Genomic DNA, 14,314 nt, shown 5'->3' on the forward strand with positions numbered 1-14,314 from the left:
TTCAGCGCAGGTTGTAGAAGGCGGCGAGACCAGGGTACACAGCCACTTCGCCCAAGTCTTCTTCGATGCGCAAGAGCTGGTTGTACTTGGCCATGCGGTCCGAACGGCTCATCGAGCCCGTCTTGATCTGACCGGCGTTCAGGCCCACCGCGATGTCGGCGATGGTGCTGTCTTCGGTCTCGCCTGAGCGGTGAGAGATCACAGCGGTGTAACCGGCACGCTTGGCCATCTCGATGGCTTCAAACGTTTCGGTCAAGGTGCCGATCTGGTTGATCTTGATCAGGATCGAGTTGGCGATGCCTTTGTCGATGCCTTCTTTGAAGATCTTGGTGTTGGTCACAAACAGGTCGTCACCCACGATTTGCACGTTTTTGGCCAAGCGGTCGGTCAGCACTTTCCAGCCGTCCCAGTCGCCTTCGGCCATGCCGTCTTCGATGCTGATGATGGGGTACTTGTCGCACCAAGTGGCCAGCATGTCGGTCCACTGCTCAGACGTCAGGCTGATGCCGCCTTCACCGGCCAGCACGTACTTGCCGTCTTTGTAAAACTCGCTGGCCGCGCAATCGAGGCCAATGGCGATTTGCTCGCCAGCCGTGTAACCGGCTGCGGCAATCGCGTCGAGCACCATCTGGATGGCCGCTTCATGGCTGTCCACGTTGGGGGCAAAGCCGCCTTCGTCGCCCACGGCAATGCTCATGCCCTTGTCGTGGATGATTTTCTTGAGCGCGTGGAACACTTCAGCGCCCCAACGCACAGCCTCGCGGAACGATGGTGCGCCCACGGGGATGATCATGAACTCTTGCAGGTCCAGGTTGTTGTTGGCGTGCGCGCCGCCGTTGATGACGTTCATCATGGGCACGGGCAGTTGGTTGCCGTTCATACCGCCAAAGTAGCGGTACAGCGGCAGGCCGGACTCTTCGGCCGCAGCGCGGGCCACGGCCATGGACACGGCCAGCATGGCGTTGGCACCCAAGCGGCTCTTGTTCTCGGTGCCATCCAGGTCAATCAGGGTGCGGTCCAAAAAGGCTTGCTCAGAGGCGTCCAGGCCCAGCACGGCTTCAGAGATCTCGGTGTTGATGTGCTCGACGGCTTTGAGCACGCCTTTGCCGAGGTATCGGCTTTTGTCGCCGTCGCGCAGCTCAATCGCTTCGCGGCTGCCGGTCGATGCACCCGACGGCACAGCCGCACGGCCCATCACGCCGGATTCCAACAACACGTCGCATTCGACGGTGGGGTTGCCACGGCTGTCGAGGATTTCACGGCCGACGATATCAACGATTGCACTCATTTTTGAACTCTCTCAATTGAAAAATAAAACGGGGTTTCAAGCTCAGGTCAAAGACCTTCGACCACGACCATGCGCATGATGGCGGCGCCTTCTCGGGCTTCTCGGGCTTTCAGGTATTCGGGTGTTTCGTAAAACGCCTTGGCGGCATCGAAGGTCGGGAACTTCAGAATCACGATCCGTTCCGGGGTCCAGTCACCCTCCAGCACTTCCACTCGGCCGCCACGCACGCAGACTTCAGCGCCTGTGGCCTGCATGGCTGCGGTAGACCACTTTTTGTACTCTTCGTATTGGGTGGGGTTGGTCACCTGAACGTGGGCAATGATATAGCCGCTCATGCGAAATCATCCTCTAACAGAGGGTTCTTTTTGGTGACGGAATCGAGTTGCACCAAGGTCTCCAGCAGGGCCTTCATGCGGCCCAAAGGCACCGCGTTAGGGCCGTCAGACCAGGCCTCGGCGGGTTTTGGGTGGGTTTCCATGAACAAACCCGCCACGCCTGCTGCTACGCCTGCACGGGCCAGCACCGGCACCATCTCGCGAGCTCCGCCGCTGCTGGTGCCCTGGCCGCCGGGCTTTTGCACCGAGTGGGTCACGTCAAACACCACCGGCGCACCGGTTTTGCGCATCTCGGCCAGGCTCGACATGTCGGCGACCAGGTTGTTGTAGCCAAAGCTCACACCACGCTCACAGGCCAAAAAGTTGTCTTCGGGCAAGCCGGCTTCACGCGCTGCGCTGCGGGCCTTGTCGATGACGTTTTTCATGTCCCAAGGGGCCAAAAACTGGCCCTTCTTGATGTTCACCGGCTTGCCCGACTGGGCCACGGCACGGATGAAATCGGTCTGGCGGCACAAAAAGGCGGGGGTCTGCAACACATCGACCACACTGGCCACGGTTTTGACCTGCGATTCGTCGTGCACATCGGTGAGGATGGGCACACCGATTTGGCGGCGCACTTCGTCCAGAATTTTCAGACCCGCATCGATACCGACACCGCGCTGGGTGCTGCCCGAGGAACGGTTGGCCTTGTCAAAGGAGCCCTTGTAGATCAAGGGGATGCCCAGACCCGCGCAGATTTCCTTGAGCTGTCCGGCCACATCGATGGACATCTCCAGCCCTTCGATGGAGCAGGTGCCCGCGATCAAAAAGAAGGGTTGGTTCAGGCCAACGTCAAATCCGCAAAGTTTCATGGAGCTGTCCTTGGGCGGATATTTCAGGCGGCAGCCTTGTGCTCAACCGCCGCCTTGACGAAGGCGTTGAACAGGGGGTGGCCGTCCCAGGGGGTGGACTTGAATTCAGGGTGGAATTGCACGCCCACATACCAGGGGTGCACAGTTTGCGGCAGCTCGACAATTTCGGTCAGCTGCTCGCGCTGCGTCAACGCCGAGATCACCAGACCGGCTTTGCGCAGCTCGTCCAGGTAATTCACGTTGGCCTCGTAGCGGTGGCGGTGGCGCTCTGTGACCACGTCGCCGTAGATTTGGTGGGCCAGTGTGCCCTTGGCCACGTCGGAGCTTTGCGCGCCCAATCGCATGGTGCCGCCCAAGTCGGAGTTGGCGTCACGCACCTGGATCGAGCCGTCCGCATCTTTCCATTCGTTGATCAGGGCGATCACGGGGAAAGGCGTCTCGGGCTCGAACTCGGTGCTGTTGGCGTCCTTCATACCGGCCACATGGCGGGCGTATTCGATGGTCGCGACCTGCATGCCCAGGCAGATGCCCAAGTAAGGCACTTTGTGGGTGCGGGCGAATTGGGCGGTTTCGATCTTGCCTTCGACACCGCGCTTGCCAAAACCGCCGGGCACCAACACGCCGTCGTAGTTGGCCAAGCTGGCCACGGTTTCGGGGGTGATGGTTTCGGAGTCGATGTGCTCGATCTTTACGCGCACATGGTTGCGCATGCCCGCGTGGCGCAGCGCTTCGTTGACCGATTTGTAGCTGTCCGACAGCTCGACGTATTTGCCGACCATGGCAATGGTGACTTCGCCCTTAGGGTTGGCGGTCTCGTACACCAAGTCGTCCCAGCGCTTGAGGCTGGCAGGCGGTGTGTTCAGGCGCAGCTTGTCGCAGATCAGGCCGTCCAGGCCTTGCTCGTGCAGCACGCGGGGTACTTTGTAGATGGTGTCCACGTCAGGCATGGAGATCACGCCCCAGCTTTGCACGTTGGTGAACAGCGAAATCTTGTCGCGCTCGTCGTCCGGGATGTAGCGGTCGGCACGGCACAGCAGCGCGTCAGGCTGGATGCCGATTTCGCGCAGTTTTTGGACGGTGTGCTGGGTGGGCTTGGTTTTGAGCTCACCCGCTGTGGCGATCCAGGGCAGGTAAGTCAGGTGCACAAAGGCGGTGTTGTTGGGGCCCAGACGCAGGCTGAGCTGGCGCACGGCTTCCAGAAATGGCAAAGACTCGATGTCACCCACAGTGCCGCCGATCTCGACGATGGCCACATCGACCGCTTCAGGGGTGTCAAAACCGGCGCCGCGCTTGACGAAGTCCTGAATTTCGTTGGTGACGTGGGGGATGACCTGCACGGTCTTGCCCAGGTAGTCGCCTCGGCGCTCTTTTTCGAGCACGCTTTTGTAAATCTGACCGGTGGTGAAATTGTTGGCCTTCTTCATCCGGGTGTTGATGAAGCGCTCGTAATGGCCCAGGTCCAGGTCGGTTTCAGCGCCGTCGTCGGTGACAAACACCTCGCCGTGCTGGATAGGCGACATGGTGCCAGGGTCGACGTTGAGGTAGGGGTCGAGCTTGATGAGGGTGACAGAGAGGCCGCGCGATTCGAGGAGTGCGGCGAGCGATGCGGAGGCGATTCCCTTGCCCAGGGAAGACACCACACCGCCGGTGACGAAGACGAATTTGGTCATGTCCAAGACGGGAGCCTTGAGCTCCCGGTAGGTGGAAATCGTGATTATAGACAGTCGCGTCTGCTACATTCCCCGGCATGAGCACATTGGCTGGAAAACACATCGTTCTGGGCTTGTCCGGCGGCATCGCGGCCTTCAAGTCGGCTGAACTCTGCCGCGCCTTGGTCAAGGCGGGCGTCACGGTGCAGGTCGTGATGACCGAGGCCGCCGAGCAATTCATGACGGCCGTCACCCTGCAAGCCCTGTCGGGCAGACCGGTCTACACCTCGCAGTGGGACCCGCGTGAGGCCAACAACATGGCCCACATCAACCTGAGCCGCGAAGCCGACGCCATTGTGGTGGCCCCGGCCAGCGCCGACTTCATGTCCAAATTGCTGCACGGTGGAGCCGATGAATTGCTCAGCCTGATGTGTCTGGCCCGTCCGATTGACAAAGTGCCCTTGATCGTGGCCCCGGCCATGAACCGCGAGATGTGGTCCAACCCCGCTACCCAGCGCAATGTGGTGCAACTCAAGGCGGACGGCGTGCATGTGCTGGACGTGGGGCAAGGCGATCAGGCTTGTGGTGAAACGGGCGACGGTCGCATGCTCGAAGCCGAAGAGATTCTGGAAGACCTGGAGGCGTTTTTCAGCCCCAAGGTGCTTGCGGGCAAGGCGGTTTTGGTCACGGCAGGCCCCACCTACGAAGCGATTGACCCGGTGCGCGGCATCACCAACTTGTCGAGCGGCAAGATGGGCTTTGCCGTTGCCCGTGCGGCGCGCCTAGCGGGGGGCGATGTGACCTTGATCGCTGGCCCGGTGAGCCTGGCCACGCCCCGGGGCGTGAAGCGCGTGAACGTGCGCTCTGCCCGCGACATGCTCCAAACCGTGCAAGCCTATCTGCCAGAGCGGGGCGTGTTTGTCGCCACAGCAGCGGTGGCGGACTGGCGCCCGGCCAATTCGGCCGACCAAAAAATCAAAAAAGACGGCTCAGGGCAGACGCCCGAGCTGAGCTTTGTGGAGAACCCCGACATTTTGGCCACAGTGGCCCAGTCTGCGGCTGCGCAAAAAGGTGAGCTGTTTTGCGTCGGTTTTGCCGCAGAAAGCCATGACTTGCTGGCCCACGCCACAGCCAAACGGGTGCGCAAACAGGTGCCACTGCTGGTGGGCAACATCGGCCCTGCCACCTTCGGGCAAGACGACAACGCCTTGCTGTTGGTGGACGCCCATGGCGCCCGCGAACTGCCGCACACCAGCAAGCAGGCGCTGGCCGTTCTACTCATTCAAGACATTGCCCAAAGACTGGGCGGAGCACAAGCATGACCATGGACATCGACGTCAAGATCCTCGATGCGCGTATTGCCGCGCAAATGCCCACCTATGCCACCCCTGGCAGTGCAGGTTTGGACCTGCGCGCCTGCCTGGACGCGCCGCTGACCTTGGCGCCCAACGCCTGGCAGCTGGTGCCCACGGGCATGGCCATCCACCTCAAGGACCCCGGTTACGCCGCTATGCTGCTGCCGCGCTCGGGCTTGGGCCACAAGCATGGCATCGTGTTGGGCAATTTGGTGGGGTTGATCGACAGCGACTACCAGGGTCAGCTCATGGTCAGCTGCTGGAACCGGAGCGAGCTGGCGTTCACCATTGAGCCTTTGGAACGTATTGCGCAGATGGTGATCGTGCCTGTGGTGCAGGCGAGATTCCATGTGGTGAGCGAGTTCGATGCTGCGACCGAACGCGGTGAGGGCGGTTACGGCTCCACAGGCAAAAAATAATGCCCCATTAAAAAAACCGCCTGCATCGGTCGATGCAGGCGGTTTTTCATGCGTGAAGTGGATGTGCGCTGGCTCAGTGCAGTGTGTTTAGGGTCGAATCGCCGTCACCGCCGACTTCAATTTTGAAAAAGCCGGTGCCGCAGCTGCCGCTGCCCACTTCAGACTCGGTCGGCTCGCGAACCGATTCGACTTTCAGGTGCAAGCGCAAGGCGATGCCCGACAGCGGGTGGTTGGCATCCAGCACAACGTGCTCGGGGTAGATTTCGGTCACGGTGTAGAGCGCGTTGCGTGGGGCATCCGGGTTGCAACCCTCTGGCAAAGCAGTGCCTTCGATCGTGAGGCCCGGCTCCAGGCCCTCGGGAAAGAGGGCCAGCGGCTCTAAGAAAAGCAGCTCTTCATTGAAGTCGCCAAAGGCGTCTTCGGGCTCCAGGTGCAGGTCGACCTTGGCGCCACGTTCGTGGCCTTGCAGGGCTTCCTCGATCTTGGGCAGCAGGTCTTGGCCGCCAATGAAAAATTCCACAGGCTCGTCCAGGGTGTCCAGAACTTCGCCCAGCGTGTCTTTGAGTGTCCAGGTCAGTGCGACCACAGAAGGTGTCTTGATTTCCATAGGACAATTGTCGCAGTTTGGCGGCCACTTTTTGGCTGCCCCGGCTTTGAGATGTGAGAACCCGCGATGAACACAGAACAACCCTTGGCCCTCTTGGGCGGCTTGACGCCCAGCCAATTCATGAAGCGCCACTGGCAAAAAAAGCCTTTGCTGGTGCGCAATGCTATCCCTGGTTTTGTGCCTTGTGTCGGGCGTTCAGGATTGGTGACGTTGGCTGGGCAGGAGGGGGTGGAGTCGCGCTTGATCGTTGATTCTCCCAAAGGGTGGAAGATGAAGCATGGGCCATTTCCGAAGCGCAGCTTGCCGCCCTTCAGTCAGAAAAAATGGACTTTTCTGGTGCAAGGTGTGGATCTGCACCACGACGGCGTGCACGCGCTGATGCAGCAGTTTCGATTTGTGCCCGATGCGCGGCTGGACGATTTGATGATCAGCTACGCCACCGATGGCGGCGGCGTGGGGCCGCACTTTGACAGCTATGACGTGTTTTTGCTGCAGGCCCATGGCCAACGCCGCTGGCGCATTGGCCGCAACAAAGATTTGACGCTGCAATCGGGTGTGCCGCTAAAAATTTTGCAAAACTTCGAGACCGAAGAAGAATTTGTGCTCAATCCGGGTGACATGCTTTATTTGCCACCCAAATACGCACACGATGGCGTTGCCGTTGGCGAATGCATGACATGGTCCATCGGCTTTCGTGCACCCCAAGAGGGCGAGTTGGCACGGGAGCTTTTGCTGGGCCTGGCCGATGAGTCTTTTGAGGGGCTGGGTGATGCGCTTTACCGTGATCCCAAACAAACGGCGGTGTCGTCTCCTGCTGCCATTCCACAGGCTTTGTCTGGCTTTGCACGCCAAGTGGTGGATAAAGCACTCAAAGACCCGCATTTGCTGGACAGCTTGTTGGGTGAATACCTGACCGAACCCAAATCGAATGTCTGGTTTGAAACCTCAGAGAACGAGCCTGATTTGTCGGCGGGTGTTCAGTTGGATCGACGCACCAAAATGATGTACGACGATCGGCATGTGTTCATCAACAGCGAAAGCTTTCGCGTAGGCGGCAAGGATGCGCGCTTCTTGCGTCAATTGGCCGACAAGCGCACGCTTTCTGCGGCTTCATGCGCCATGTTGAGTGATGCGGCTCGCGAGGCCTTGCTCGACTGGATGTCGGCTTCGTGGATAAAACCTCTTGAGGATTTCCTTGTGTGAGGAGCCGTCCGAAGGTTTCGTGTCAGGTTCGTGCGCTTGTTTTAGGATTTACTAGGGAAAACGCTATAATAGTGCGCTGAGTGCAGAAGAGCTCGAGTGCTTTTGTCTCGGTCAGAGCAACCGTCAAGGTTGTTTCGACAATTTCCGGAAATTGTTTTTCAACCCCTATAAGGAAAAATCATCATGAACAAGTCCCTCGTTTTGGCCGCCATCATCGCTGCTGCTGCTTTGTCCGCTTGCGGCAAAAAAGAAGAAGCCGCTGCTCCTGCTGCTCCAGCACCTGCTGCTGCCGCTCCAGCTGCTGACGCTTCTGCAGCTCCAGCCGCTCCTGCTGCTGACGCTTCTGCAGCCAAGTAATTGGCCAGCGCTTTCCCGGTATGTGCCGGGAACGCATCAAAAAACCCCGCATTGCGGGGTTTTTTTATGGGTGATCGCCAATGGCCATCAAAGGCTGAGGCAACAGGCCTTTGTGGGCCTGCTCCCAAATCAGCGCAGTTCGTTGGCCAAGAGCTTGAGAATGCGCTCGGCATTGCCCGAGGTCTCGGGTTGGCCATTGGCATCCAGCACGCGGACCATGCTGGCATTGCCTTTGTCGGTCAGCGCAATGCGGTAGCGTGACAAAGGCGTGGGTTCTGTTTTGCTGCTGAACAGTTTGGCAAAGAAACCTGGTTCTTTGTTGGTAGAGCCTGGTGTCACGTAGCGCACAAAATAAATGCCTTTGGTGCGGTCGCGGTCTTCGACCGTGAAGCCTGTGCGGTCCAGCGCCACACCTGTGCGACGCCATGCGCGGTCCAAGGTGTCGTTGAGCACAATGGTGGGTTGGCCGTCAACGGCCGTCACGCTGGCCACTGCCAGAGGCGTTGCGTCAGCGCTGGCTGTTTTGGTGGCTACTGGAGAGGCGCCCAGCTTCACCATCAGGCGACGCAAGAATTCGATTTCAAGCTCGGCATCGCTGGCGCGGGGTTGCCAGACCGTCGATTCTTTTTGTGCACTGGTGTAGTTTTCGACCATGCCGCGGTGGGTGATGTAAATCTCCACGCCGCCTTGCGCATTGCGCTCCACCCGGGTGCGGAACTTGTCTCGCTCGCCCGACGAATACAGCGAATCGAGCACTTTGCCCAAAGTCTTGCGGATGATGTCTTGCGGAATCTTGGCGCGGTTTTCCGCCCAATCGGTTTCCATGATGCCCACGTCAGGCGAGTCGGTGATCAGGACAAAACCGTTGCTGGTCCAGAACTCTTTCAGCGGTTCCCACACCTTGTCAGCTGGGCGAGCCACCACCAGCCAACGCTGGTTGCCTTGGCGCTCCATGCGCACATCGCCCAAATTGTTGGCTGCGGTGCCTGCATCGGCCACACGTGCACTGGCACTGTTGAAACCCGATGCTGTGGCCGAGTTGCTTTCAATGGCGTAGCGCGAGTCACGGCGCAATTGGCTCAGGTCGGGCGGGATTTCCAGTGTGGGGGCCTTGGCGGCGCTTTTGTAGTCAATCTTGTCTTCTTCCAGAATGGAGCAGCCGCTGACCAAAATGGCCAGAGCCGCGACAACGGCGGTGCGTTGAGCCGTTTGGAAAGACGTTGAGCGAGGGGACAATTTCACAGGCAATCCTTAGGTGGAAATCAAATCAGGCCGCTGGCCTTGAGCGCGGCTTCAACCACGGGGTGCTGCGACTCAGACAGTTCGGTCATGGGCAAACGCAATGTAGGGCCGCACAGGCCCATGCGGTTCATGGCCCATTTCACAGGAATCGGGTTGGCTTCGACAAACAGGTTTTTGTGCACGGGCATCAGCTGGAATTGAATCCGCATGGCTTCTGCGATGTCGCCACGGATGGCCGCCATGCACAAATCGTGCATCAGCCGCGGTGCCACGTTGGCCGTCACGCTGATGTTGCCGGCGCCGCCGCACAGCATCAGGGCGACCGCTGTGGGGTCATCTCCTGAATAGACCGCGAATTCCTTGGGCAGATCACGGATGAGCCATTGGGCACGTTCGATGTTGCCGGTGGCTTCCTTGATGCCGACAATGCCTGGCACTTGCGCCAGACGCAGCACGGTCTCGTGCTGCATATCGGCCACGGATCGACCGGGCACGTTGTACAAGATCACGGGCAAGTCCGGTGTGGCTTCGGCAATGGCGCGAAAGTGACGGTACTGGCCTTCTTGAGTGGGCTTGTTGTAGTAAGGCACCACTTGCAGTTGGCAGTCGGCCCCCACTTTTTTGGCGAACTTGGCCAGCTCAATGGCTTCTGCCGTGGAGTTGGCGCCGCAGCCGGCCATGATCGGCACGCGACCTGCAGCTTGCTCGACAGAAACGCGAATGATTTCGCAGTGTTCATCGACCGTGACCGTGGGTGATTCGCCCGTGGTGCCCACCACGCCGATGCAATCTGTGCCTTCGGCCACATGCCAGTCGATCAGTTTTCGCAGAGTGGGGTAATCCACTTTGCCGTCTTCGAGCATGGGGGTGATCAGGGCAGGAATGCTGCCTTGGATGGGGCGAAATTCGGTGGTCATGTCAGGTGTTTCTGAACAGAAAAAACCCATTCTAACGAGTCAACACCGGGTTTCGGTTTCACAAGTCTGGCGAATCTGAGCCGATGTGACAGAAAACCCTCTGCTGAGCTTAATTCGACTGCAATGACCAGCGGGTGACATGAGGGCTTGGCAAAGGGCGCACGGCCACAATGCGTTGCACAAACCGGTCGGGTGAAGCCTCAAATCCGTCTTCATAGGCCACAATCCGCAAGCCTTCGGTCGCCTTCAACAATTCGCCGGGCTGCAGTAAAAAGTCCGGACGCGAGGGTTTGCCCACGGATTCGTTGCCTGCGGCAAAGGTTTCGTAAATCAAGACGCCGCCCGGAGCCACGGCCTGCACGATGCTGGGCAGCAGCGGACGCCAGAGGTAATGGGTCACCACGACACAGCCAAAAGTTTGACCGGCGAAAGGCCAAGGGCCGTTTTCGATGTCCGCGCAGGTGACCTGCCCGAAAGCTTGTGCCAGTGCGATGGCTTCGGTGTTGCGGTCAACGCCCTGCGGGAGGTGACCTTGGGCTGCCAGCCAACGCATGTGGCGACCTGCGCCGCAAGCGACATCCAGGACCCGACTTTCAGGGGCGATCAAGTGGCTCCAACGCTGAAGCCAAGCAGAAGGGTTTTCGGTGCCGTGCATAGGGAGGGTGTTCAAAAAATCAGAAACAAGACCACAGTTGTTCGGACAACATGATGACCACATCGGGTTGTGCATAGAGCCAAAACGTCAGGCCAAGCACAGCGACCACCGATAAAAGGGTTTTGATCCGGGTGGTCATGCGGCGCGCAGGGGGTGGCGTTCGATTGGGCTTTCACGCACGGGCAGATTCACGAGCGCGGCAAACACGCCCAAGGCAATGGCTAAATACCAGACGATGTCGTAGCTGCCGGTCTTGTCATACAAATAGCCCCCCAGCCAGACGCCCATGAACGAGCCGATCTGGTGGCTGAAAAAGATGAAACCGCTCAGCATGGACAGGTGCGAAATGCCAAAAATTTGCGCCACCACCGCGTTGGTGGGCGGCACGGTGGACAGCCACAGCAAGCCCATGAAGGCCGAGAAGATATAGACGCTGGTGGGTGTGAGCGGTGCCAACAAGAACAGCACGATGGCCACTGAGCGAGCGGCGTAAATGAACGCCAGAATTTTTTTCTTCGCCATTTTCTGGCCCAGCGTGCCCGCCATGTAGGTGCCAAACACGTTGAACAGGCCAATCAAGGCCAGCGCATAACTGGCCACCTGGGGGGCCAGGCCGTGGTCTTTCAGGTAGCTGGGCATGTGCACGCCAATGAACACGACCTGAAAGCCGCACACAAAATAACCCGCCATCAGCAGCTGAAAGCTGGGGTATTTGAAAGCTTCTTTCAAAGCTTGAGCAATCGTCTGGTCGCGTTTGACCTGGCCGGGGGCATTCAAGGCGGGTTCGCGCAGGCCCAGAGCCAGGGGGATGATCAGCATGGCTGCAGCGGCCAAGGTGACCAGCGCGGTTTGCCAGCCCATTTGGCTGATCAGCAGGCCTTCTACTGGCACCATCAAAAACTGGCCGAAACTGCCTGCTGCAGCTGCCACGCCCATGGCCCATGAGCGGCGTTCGGCCGGCACGTTGCGGCCAATGACCCCATAAATCACGGCATAGGTCGTGCCCGCTTGCGCGGTGCCAATGATCACCCCGGTGAACAGGGCAAACACCCAAGGGTTGGTGGACCAAGCCATGCCTAAAAGGCCGACGCCATAGACCAAGGCGCCCAGCGCAATGACCCGGAACGCCCCAAACCGGTCGGCCACCATGCCCGCAAAAATGCCCATGAAACCCCAAGACAGGTTCTGGATGGCCATGGCGAAGCCAAACTCCTGACGGCCCCAGCCCTGGGCCTGGGTGATGGGCTGCAGCCAGAGGCCAAAGCCGTGGCGAATGCCCATGGACAGGGTGACAATGGCCGCGCCGCAGGCCAGCACTTGAAACAGGGAAAGGGGTTTGTGTTGCATGCTCCGACTTTAACCAATCTCCTTGCCGCGTGTGGCTCGCCAGAAACCACTGGTTTTGCATCCAGTAAGTCGGCGTAAATCCCACTACAATCCGCCACCATGGCCACCCAATCTACTGTCAAAACCTCCAACGAGTATTCCGAAGGCTCGATCCGCGTCCTCAAGGGCCTAGAGCCCGTCAAACAACGCCCGGGCATGTACACCCGCACCGACAACCCCCTGCACATCATCCAAGAGGTGCTGGACAACGCTGCCGACGAGGCGCTGGCGGGCTACGGCAAAAAGATCAAAGTCATCTTGCATGCCGACGGCTCGGTCAGCATCGAAGACGATGGTCGGGGCATCCCTTTTGGCTTGCACCCCGAAGAAAACGCCCCGGTGATCGAGCTGGTGTTCACCCGTTTGCACGCGGGCGGCAAGTTCGACAAGGGCAAAGGCGGTGCGTACAGCTTCTCGGGCGGCCTGCACGGCGTGGGTGTGAGCGTGACCAATGCGCTGTCCAAGCGTCTGGAAGCCACCAGCTACCGCGAAGGCCAAGTGGCGACACTGGTGTTCTCAGGTGGCGACGTGACCGAGCCGCTGGTCAAACGCGCCACAGGCGAGGGTGATCGCAAACAAGGCACCACCGTGCGTGCCTGGCCTGACGCCAAGTATTTCGAATCCAGCGCCCTGCCCATGAACGAGCTGACGCACCTGCTGCGCAGCAAAGCCGTGCTCATGCCGGGCGTGACGGTGACCTTGGTGAATGAAAAAACCAAGGAAACCCAGCAGTGGCAATACAAAGCCGGTCTGCGCGACTACCTGACGCAAACCCTGAACGGCGACCCGGTGATCCCGCTGTTTGAAGGCGAAGGCTTTGCCGACGGCAACAGCGAGAGCTTTGCAGAAGGCGAGGGCGCTTCGTGGGCCGTGGCCTTTACTGAAGACGGTGCGCCTGTGCGCGAAAGTTATGTGAACCTGATCCCCACCAGCGCTGGCGGCACGCACGACAGCGGTTTGCGCGACGGCTTGTTCACGGCGGTCAAGAGCTTCATTGAGCTGCATGGCTTGCTGCCCAAGGGCGTCAAGCTCATGCCCGAAGACGTGTTTGCCCGCGCCAGCTATGTGCTGAGCGCCAAAGTGCTCGACCCGCAGTTTCAGGGCCAGATCAAGGAGCGCCTGAATTCACGCGACGCGGTGCGCTTGGTCTCCAGCTTCGTGCGCCCGGCCTTGGAGTTGTGGCTGAACGAGCATGTGGATTACGGCAAAAAACTGGCCGAACTCGCCATCAAGGCCGCGCAAACCCGCCAAAAGGCTGGTCAAAAGGTGGAGAAGCGCAAGAGCTCGGGTGTTGCTGTTTTGCCCGGCAAGCTGACCGATTGCGAAAGCAAAGACATCCTGCACAACGAGGTGTTTTTGGTGGAGGGCGACTCTGCCGGGGGCAGCGCCAAAATGGGCCGCAACAAAGAAAGCCAGGCCATCTTGCCCCTGCGCGGCAAGGTGCTCAACACCTGGGAAGTGGACCGCGATCGCTTGTTTGCCAACAACGAAATCCACGACATTTCGGTGGCCATCGGCGTGGACCCGCACGGGCCCAACGACAACCCCGACATGAGCAATCTGCGTTACGGCAAGGTCTGCATCTTGAGCGATGCGGACGTGGACGGCTCGCACATCCAAGTGCTGCTGCTGACTTTGTTCTTCCGCCACTTCCCCAAGCTGATCGAAGCCGGGCATTTGTATGTGGCGCGGCCACCATTGTTCCGGGTTGATGCACCCGCACGCGGCAAAAAACCTGCCTCCAAAGCTTATGCGCTGGACGAAGGCGAGCTGACCGCCATCATCGACAAGCTGCGCAAAGACGGCGTGAAAGAAGGCGGCTGGAGCATCAGCCGATTCAAGGGCTTGGGCGAGATGAGCGCCGAGCAGCTGTGGGACACCACGCTCAACCCCGACACGCGCCGCCTGCTGCCCATCGAGCTGGGCCCGCTGGACAACGCCGGCACCGAAAACCTCATGACCCAGCTCATGGGCAAAGGCGAAGCCGCCGCCCGCCGCGAGCTGATGGAACTGCACGGCGACAGCATCGAAATCGATGTGTGATGGTCAC

14 protein-coding genes are annotated in these 14,314 nt (G+C 59.6%); 5 read left to right on the top strand and 9 right to left on the bottom strand.

Features of this window, described 5'->3' with window-relative positions; all coding sequences use genetic code 11:
- Position 1 precedes the first annotated feature (1 nt).
- From eno to B9Z37_RS11075, 4 genes are read right to left on the bottom strand one after another with little or no spacing between them, the layout of a single operon-like run.
- Positions 2-1,288: a phosphopyruvate hydratase gene (gene eno / locus B9Z37_RS11060; protein ID WP_108313090.1), complete on the bottom strand. Its 1,287-nt coding sequence runs from the start codon at positions 1,286-1,288 to the stop codon at positions 2-4.
- A 47-nt stretch (positions 1,289-1,335) separates the two neighbouring features.
- Positions 1,336-1,623 (bottom strand): DUF1330 domain-containing protein, encoded by a 288-nt coding sequence (locus B9Z37_RS11065; protein WP_108313091.1) that lies wholly within the window; start codon positions 1,621-1,623, stop codon positions 1,336-1,338.
- Positions 1,620-2,474, bottom strand: coding sequence for a 3-deoxy-8-phosphooctulonate synthase (gene kdsA, locus B9Z37_RS11070; RefSeq protein WP_108313092.1), 855 nt, complete (start codon positions 2,472-2,474; stop codon positions 1,620-1,622). Before kdsA ends, B9Z37_RS11065 begins: the two co-directional genes overlap by 4 nt.
- 23 nt (positions 2,475-2,497) lie before the next feature.
- On the bottom strand, positions 2,498-4,144 hold the full coding sequence (locus B9Z37_RS11075; protein ID WP_108313093.1) for a CTP synthase: 1,647 nt from the start codon (positions 4,142-4,144) through the stop codon (positions 2,498-2,500).
- A gap of 77 nt (positions 4,145-4,221) precedes the next feature.
- Here B9Z37_RS11075 and coaBC point away from each other — a divergent pair, with 77 nt between their 5' ends.
- Together coaBC and dut are read left to right on the top strand one after the other, a co-directional pair.
- Positions 4,222-5,445: a bifunctional phosphopantothenoylcysteine decarboxylase/phosphopantothenate--cysteine ligase CoaBC gene (gene coaBC, locus B9Z37_RS11080; RefSeq protein ID WP_108313094.1), complete on the top strand. Its 1,224-nt coding sequence runs from the start codon at positions 4,222-4,224 to the stop codon at positions 5,443-5,445.
- 2 nt (positions 5,446-5,447) lie between these two features.
- Positions 5,448-5,897 (top strand): dUTP diphosphatase, encoded by a 450-nt coding sequence (gene dut, locus B9Z37_RS11085; protein ID WP_108313320.1) that lies wholly within the window; start codon positions 5,448-5,450, stop codon positions 5,895-5,897.
- 73 nt (positions 5,898-5,970) lie between these two features.
- On the opposite strand, the gene B9Z37_RS11090 is transcribed toward dut, so the two are convergent.
- A complete protein-coding gene (locus B9Z37_RS11090) occupies positions 5,971-6,504 on the bottom strand; it encodes an FKBP-type peptidyl-prolyl cis-trans isomerase (RefSeq protein WP_108313095.1) in 534 nt (177 codons plus the stop codon).
- Between the two features lie 66 nt (positions 6,505-6,570).
- Between B9Z37_RS11090 and B9Z37_RS11095 the strand changes: the two genes are divergently transcribed.
- Both B9Z37_RS11095 and B9Z37_RS14495 read left to right on the top strand, forming a co-directional pair.
- Complete coding sequence (locus B9Z37_RS11095; RefSeq protein ID WP_108313096.1) at positions 6,571-7,707, top strand: JmjC domain-containing protein; 1,137 nt, start codon at positions 6,571-6,573, stop codon at positions 7,705-7,707.
- Between the two features lie 183 nt (positions 7,708-7,890).
- A complete protein-coding gene (locus tag B9Z37_RS14495; protein ID WP_167394373.1) occupies positions 7,891-8,064 on the top strand; it encodes a hypothetical protein in 174 nt (57 codons plus the stop codon).
- 129 nt (positions 8,065-8,193) lie between these two features.
- Here the strand turns inward: B9Z37_RS14495 and bamC are convergent, their stop codons facing one another.
- The 4 genes from bamC to B9Z37_RS11115 all read right to left on the bottom strand — a co-directional run bounded on the left by bamC (position 8,194) and on the right by B9Z37_RS11115 (position 12,225).
- Entirely contained in the window at positions 8,194-9,300 is a 1,107-nt protein-coding gene (gene bamC, locus B9Z37_RS11100; RefSeq protein WP_240606711.1) for an outer membrane protein assembly factor BamC, read from the bottom strand.
- Between the two features lie 26 nt (positions 9,301-9,326).
- A complete protein-coding gene (dapA, locus tag B9Z37_RS11105) occupies positions 9,327-10,223 on the bottom strand; it encodes a 4-hydroxy-tetrahydrodipicolinate synthase (protein ID WP_108313322.1) in 897 nt (298 codons plus the stop codon).
- Positions 10,224-10,332: 109 nt separating this feature from the next.
- Positions 10,333-10,878: a class I SAM-dependent methyltransferase gene (locus B9Z37_RS11110; RefSeq protein ID WP_108313097.1), complete on the bottom strand. Its 546-nt coding sequence runs from the start codon at positions 10,876-10,878 to the stop codon at positions 10,333-10,335.
- Between the two features lie 135 nt (positions 10,879-11,013).
- A complete protein-coding gene (locus B9Z37_RS11115; RefSeq protein ID WP_108313098.1) occupies positions 11,014-12,225 on the bottom strand; it encodes an MFS transporter in 1,212 nt (403 codons plus the stop codon).
- A 99-nt stretch (positions 12,226-12,324) separates the two neighbouring features.
- On the opposite strand from B9Z37_RS11115, the gene B9Z37_RS11120 reads away from it, so the two are divergent.
- The gene (locus B9Z37_RS11120) at positions 12,325-14,307 is read left to right on the top strand and encodes a DNA topoisomerase IV subunit B (protein WP_108313099.1); all 1,983 of its coding nucleotides are present in this window, start codon (positions 12,325-12,327) and stop codon (positions 14,305-14,307) included.
- Positions 14,308-14,314: the final 7 nt, after the last annotated feature.

It is taken from the genome of Limnohabitans parvus II-B4 (genome assembly GCF_003063455.1).
In the GTDB taxonomy this organism is placed as follows: Bacteria; Pseudomonadota; Gammaproteobacteria; order Burkholderiales; family Burkholderiaceae_C; genus Limnohabitans_A; species Limnohabitans_A parvus.

Excerpts from the sequence above, each read along its gene's own strand:
- dut (WP_108313320.1), top strand. The coding sequence starts at position 5,448 with ATGGACATCGACGTCAAGATCCTCGATGCGCGTATTGCCGCGCAAATG.
- kdsA (WP_108313092.1), bottom strand. The coding sequence starts at position 2,474 with ATGAAACTTTGCGGATTTGACGTTGGCCTGAACCAACCCTTCTTTTTG.
- eno (WP_108313090.1), bottom strand. The coding sequence starts at position 1,288 with ATGAGTGCAATCGTTGATATCGTCGGCCGTGAAATCCTCGACAGCCGT.
- B9Z37_RS11115 (WP_108313098.1), bottom strand. The coding sequence starts at position 12,225 with ATGCAACACAAACCCCTTTCCCTGTTTCAAGTGCTGGCCTGCGGCGCG.
- B9Z37_RS11075 (WP_108313093.1), bottom strand. The coding sequence starts at position 4,144 with ATGACCAAATTCGTCTTCGTCACCGGCGGTGTGGTGTCTTCCCTGGGC.
- B9Z37_RS11090 (WP_108313095.1), bottom strand. The coding sequence starts at position 6,504 with ATGGAAATCAAGACACCTTCTGTGGTCGCACTGACCTGGACACTCAAA.
- dapA (WP_108313322.1), bottom strand. The coding sequence starts at position 10,223 with ATGACCACCGAATTTCGCCCCATCCAAGGCAGCATTCCTGCCCTGATC.
- B9Z37_RS11120 (WP_108313099.1), top strand. The coding sequence starts at position 12,325 with ATGGCCACCCAATCTACTGTCAAAACCTCCAACGAGTATTCCGAAGGC.
- B9Z37_RS11110 (WP_108313097.1), bottom strand. The coding sequence starts at position 10,878 with ATGCACGGCACCGAAAACCCTTCTGCTTGGCTTCAGCGTTGGAGCCAC.
- B9Z37_RS14495 (WP_167394373.1), top strand. The coding sequence starts at position 7,891 with ATGAACAAGTCCCTCGTTTTGGCCGCCATCATCGCTGCTGCTGCTTTG.
- B9Z37_RS11065 (WP_108313091.1), bottom strand. The coding sequence starts at position 1,623 with ATGAGCGGCTATATCATTGCCCACGTTCAGGTGACCAACCCCACCCAA.
- B9Z37_RS11095 (WP_108313096.1), top strand. The coding sequence starts at position 6,571 with ATGAACACAGAACAACCCTTGGCCCTCTTGGGCGGCTTGACGCCCAGC.
- coaBC (WP_108313094.1), top strand. The coding sequence starts at position 4,222 with ATGAGCACATTGGCTGGAAAACACATCGTTCTGGGCTTGTCCGGCGGC.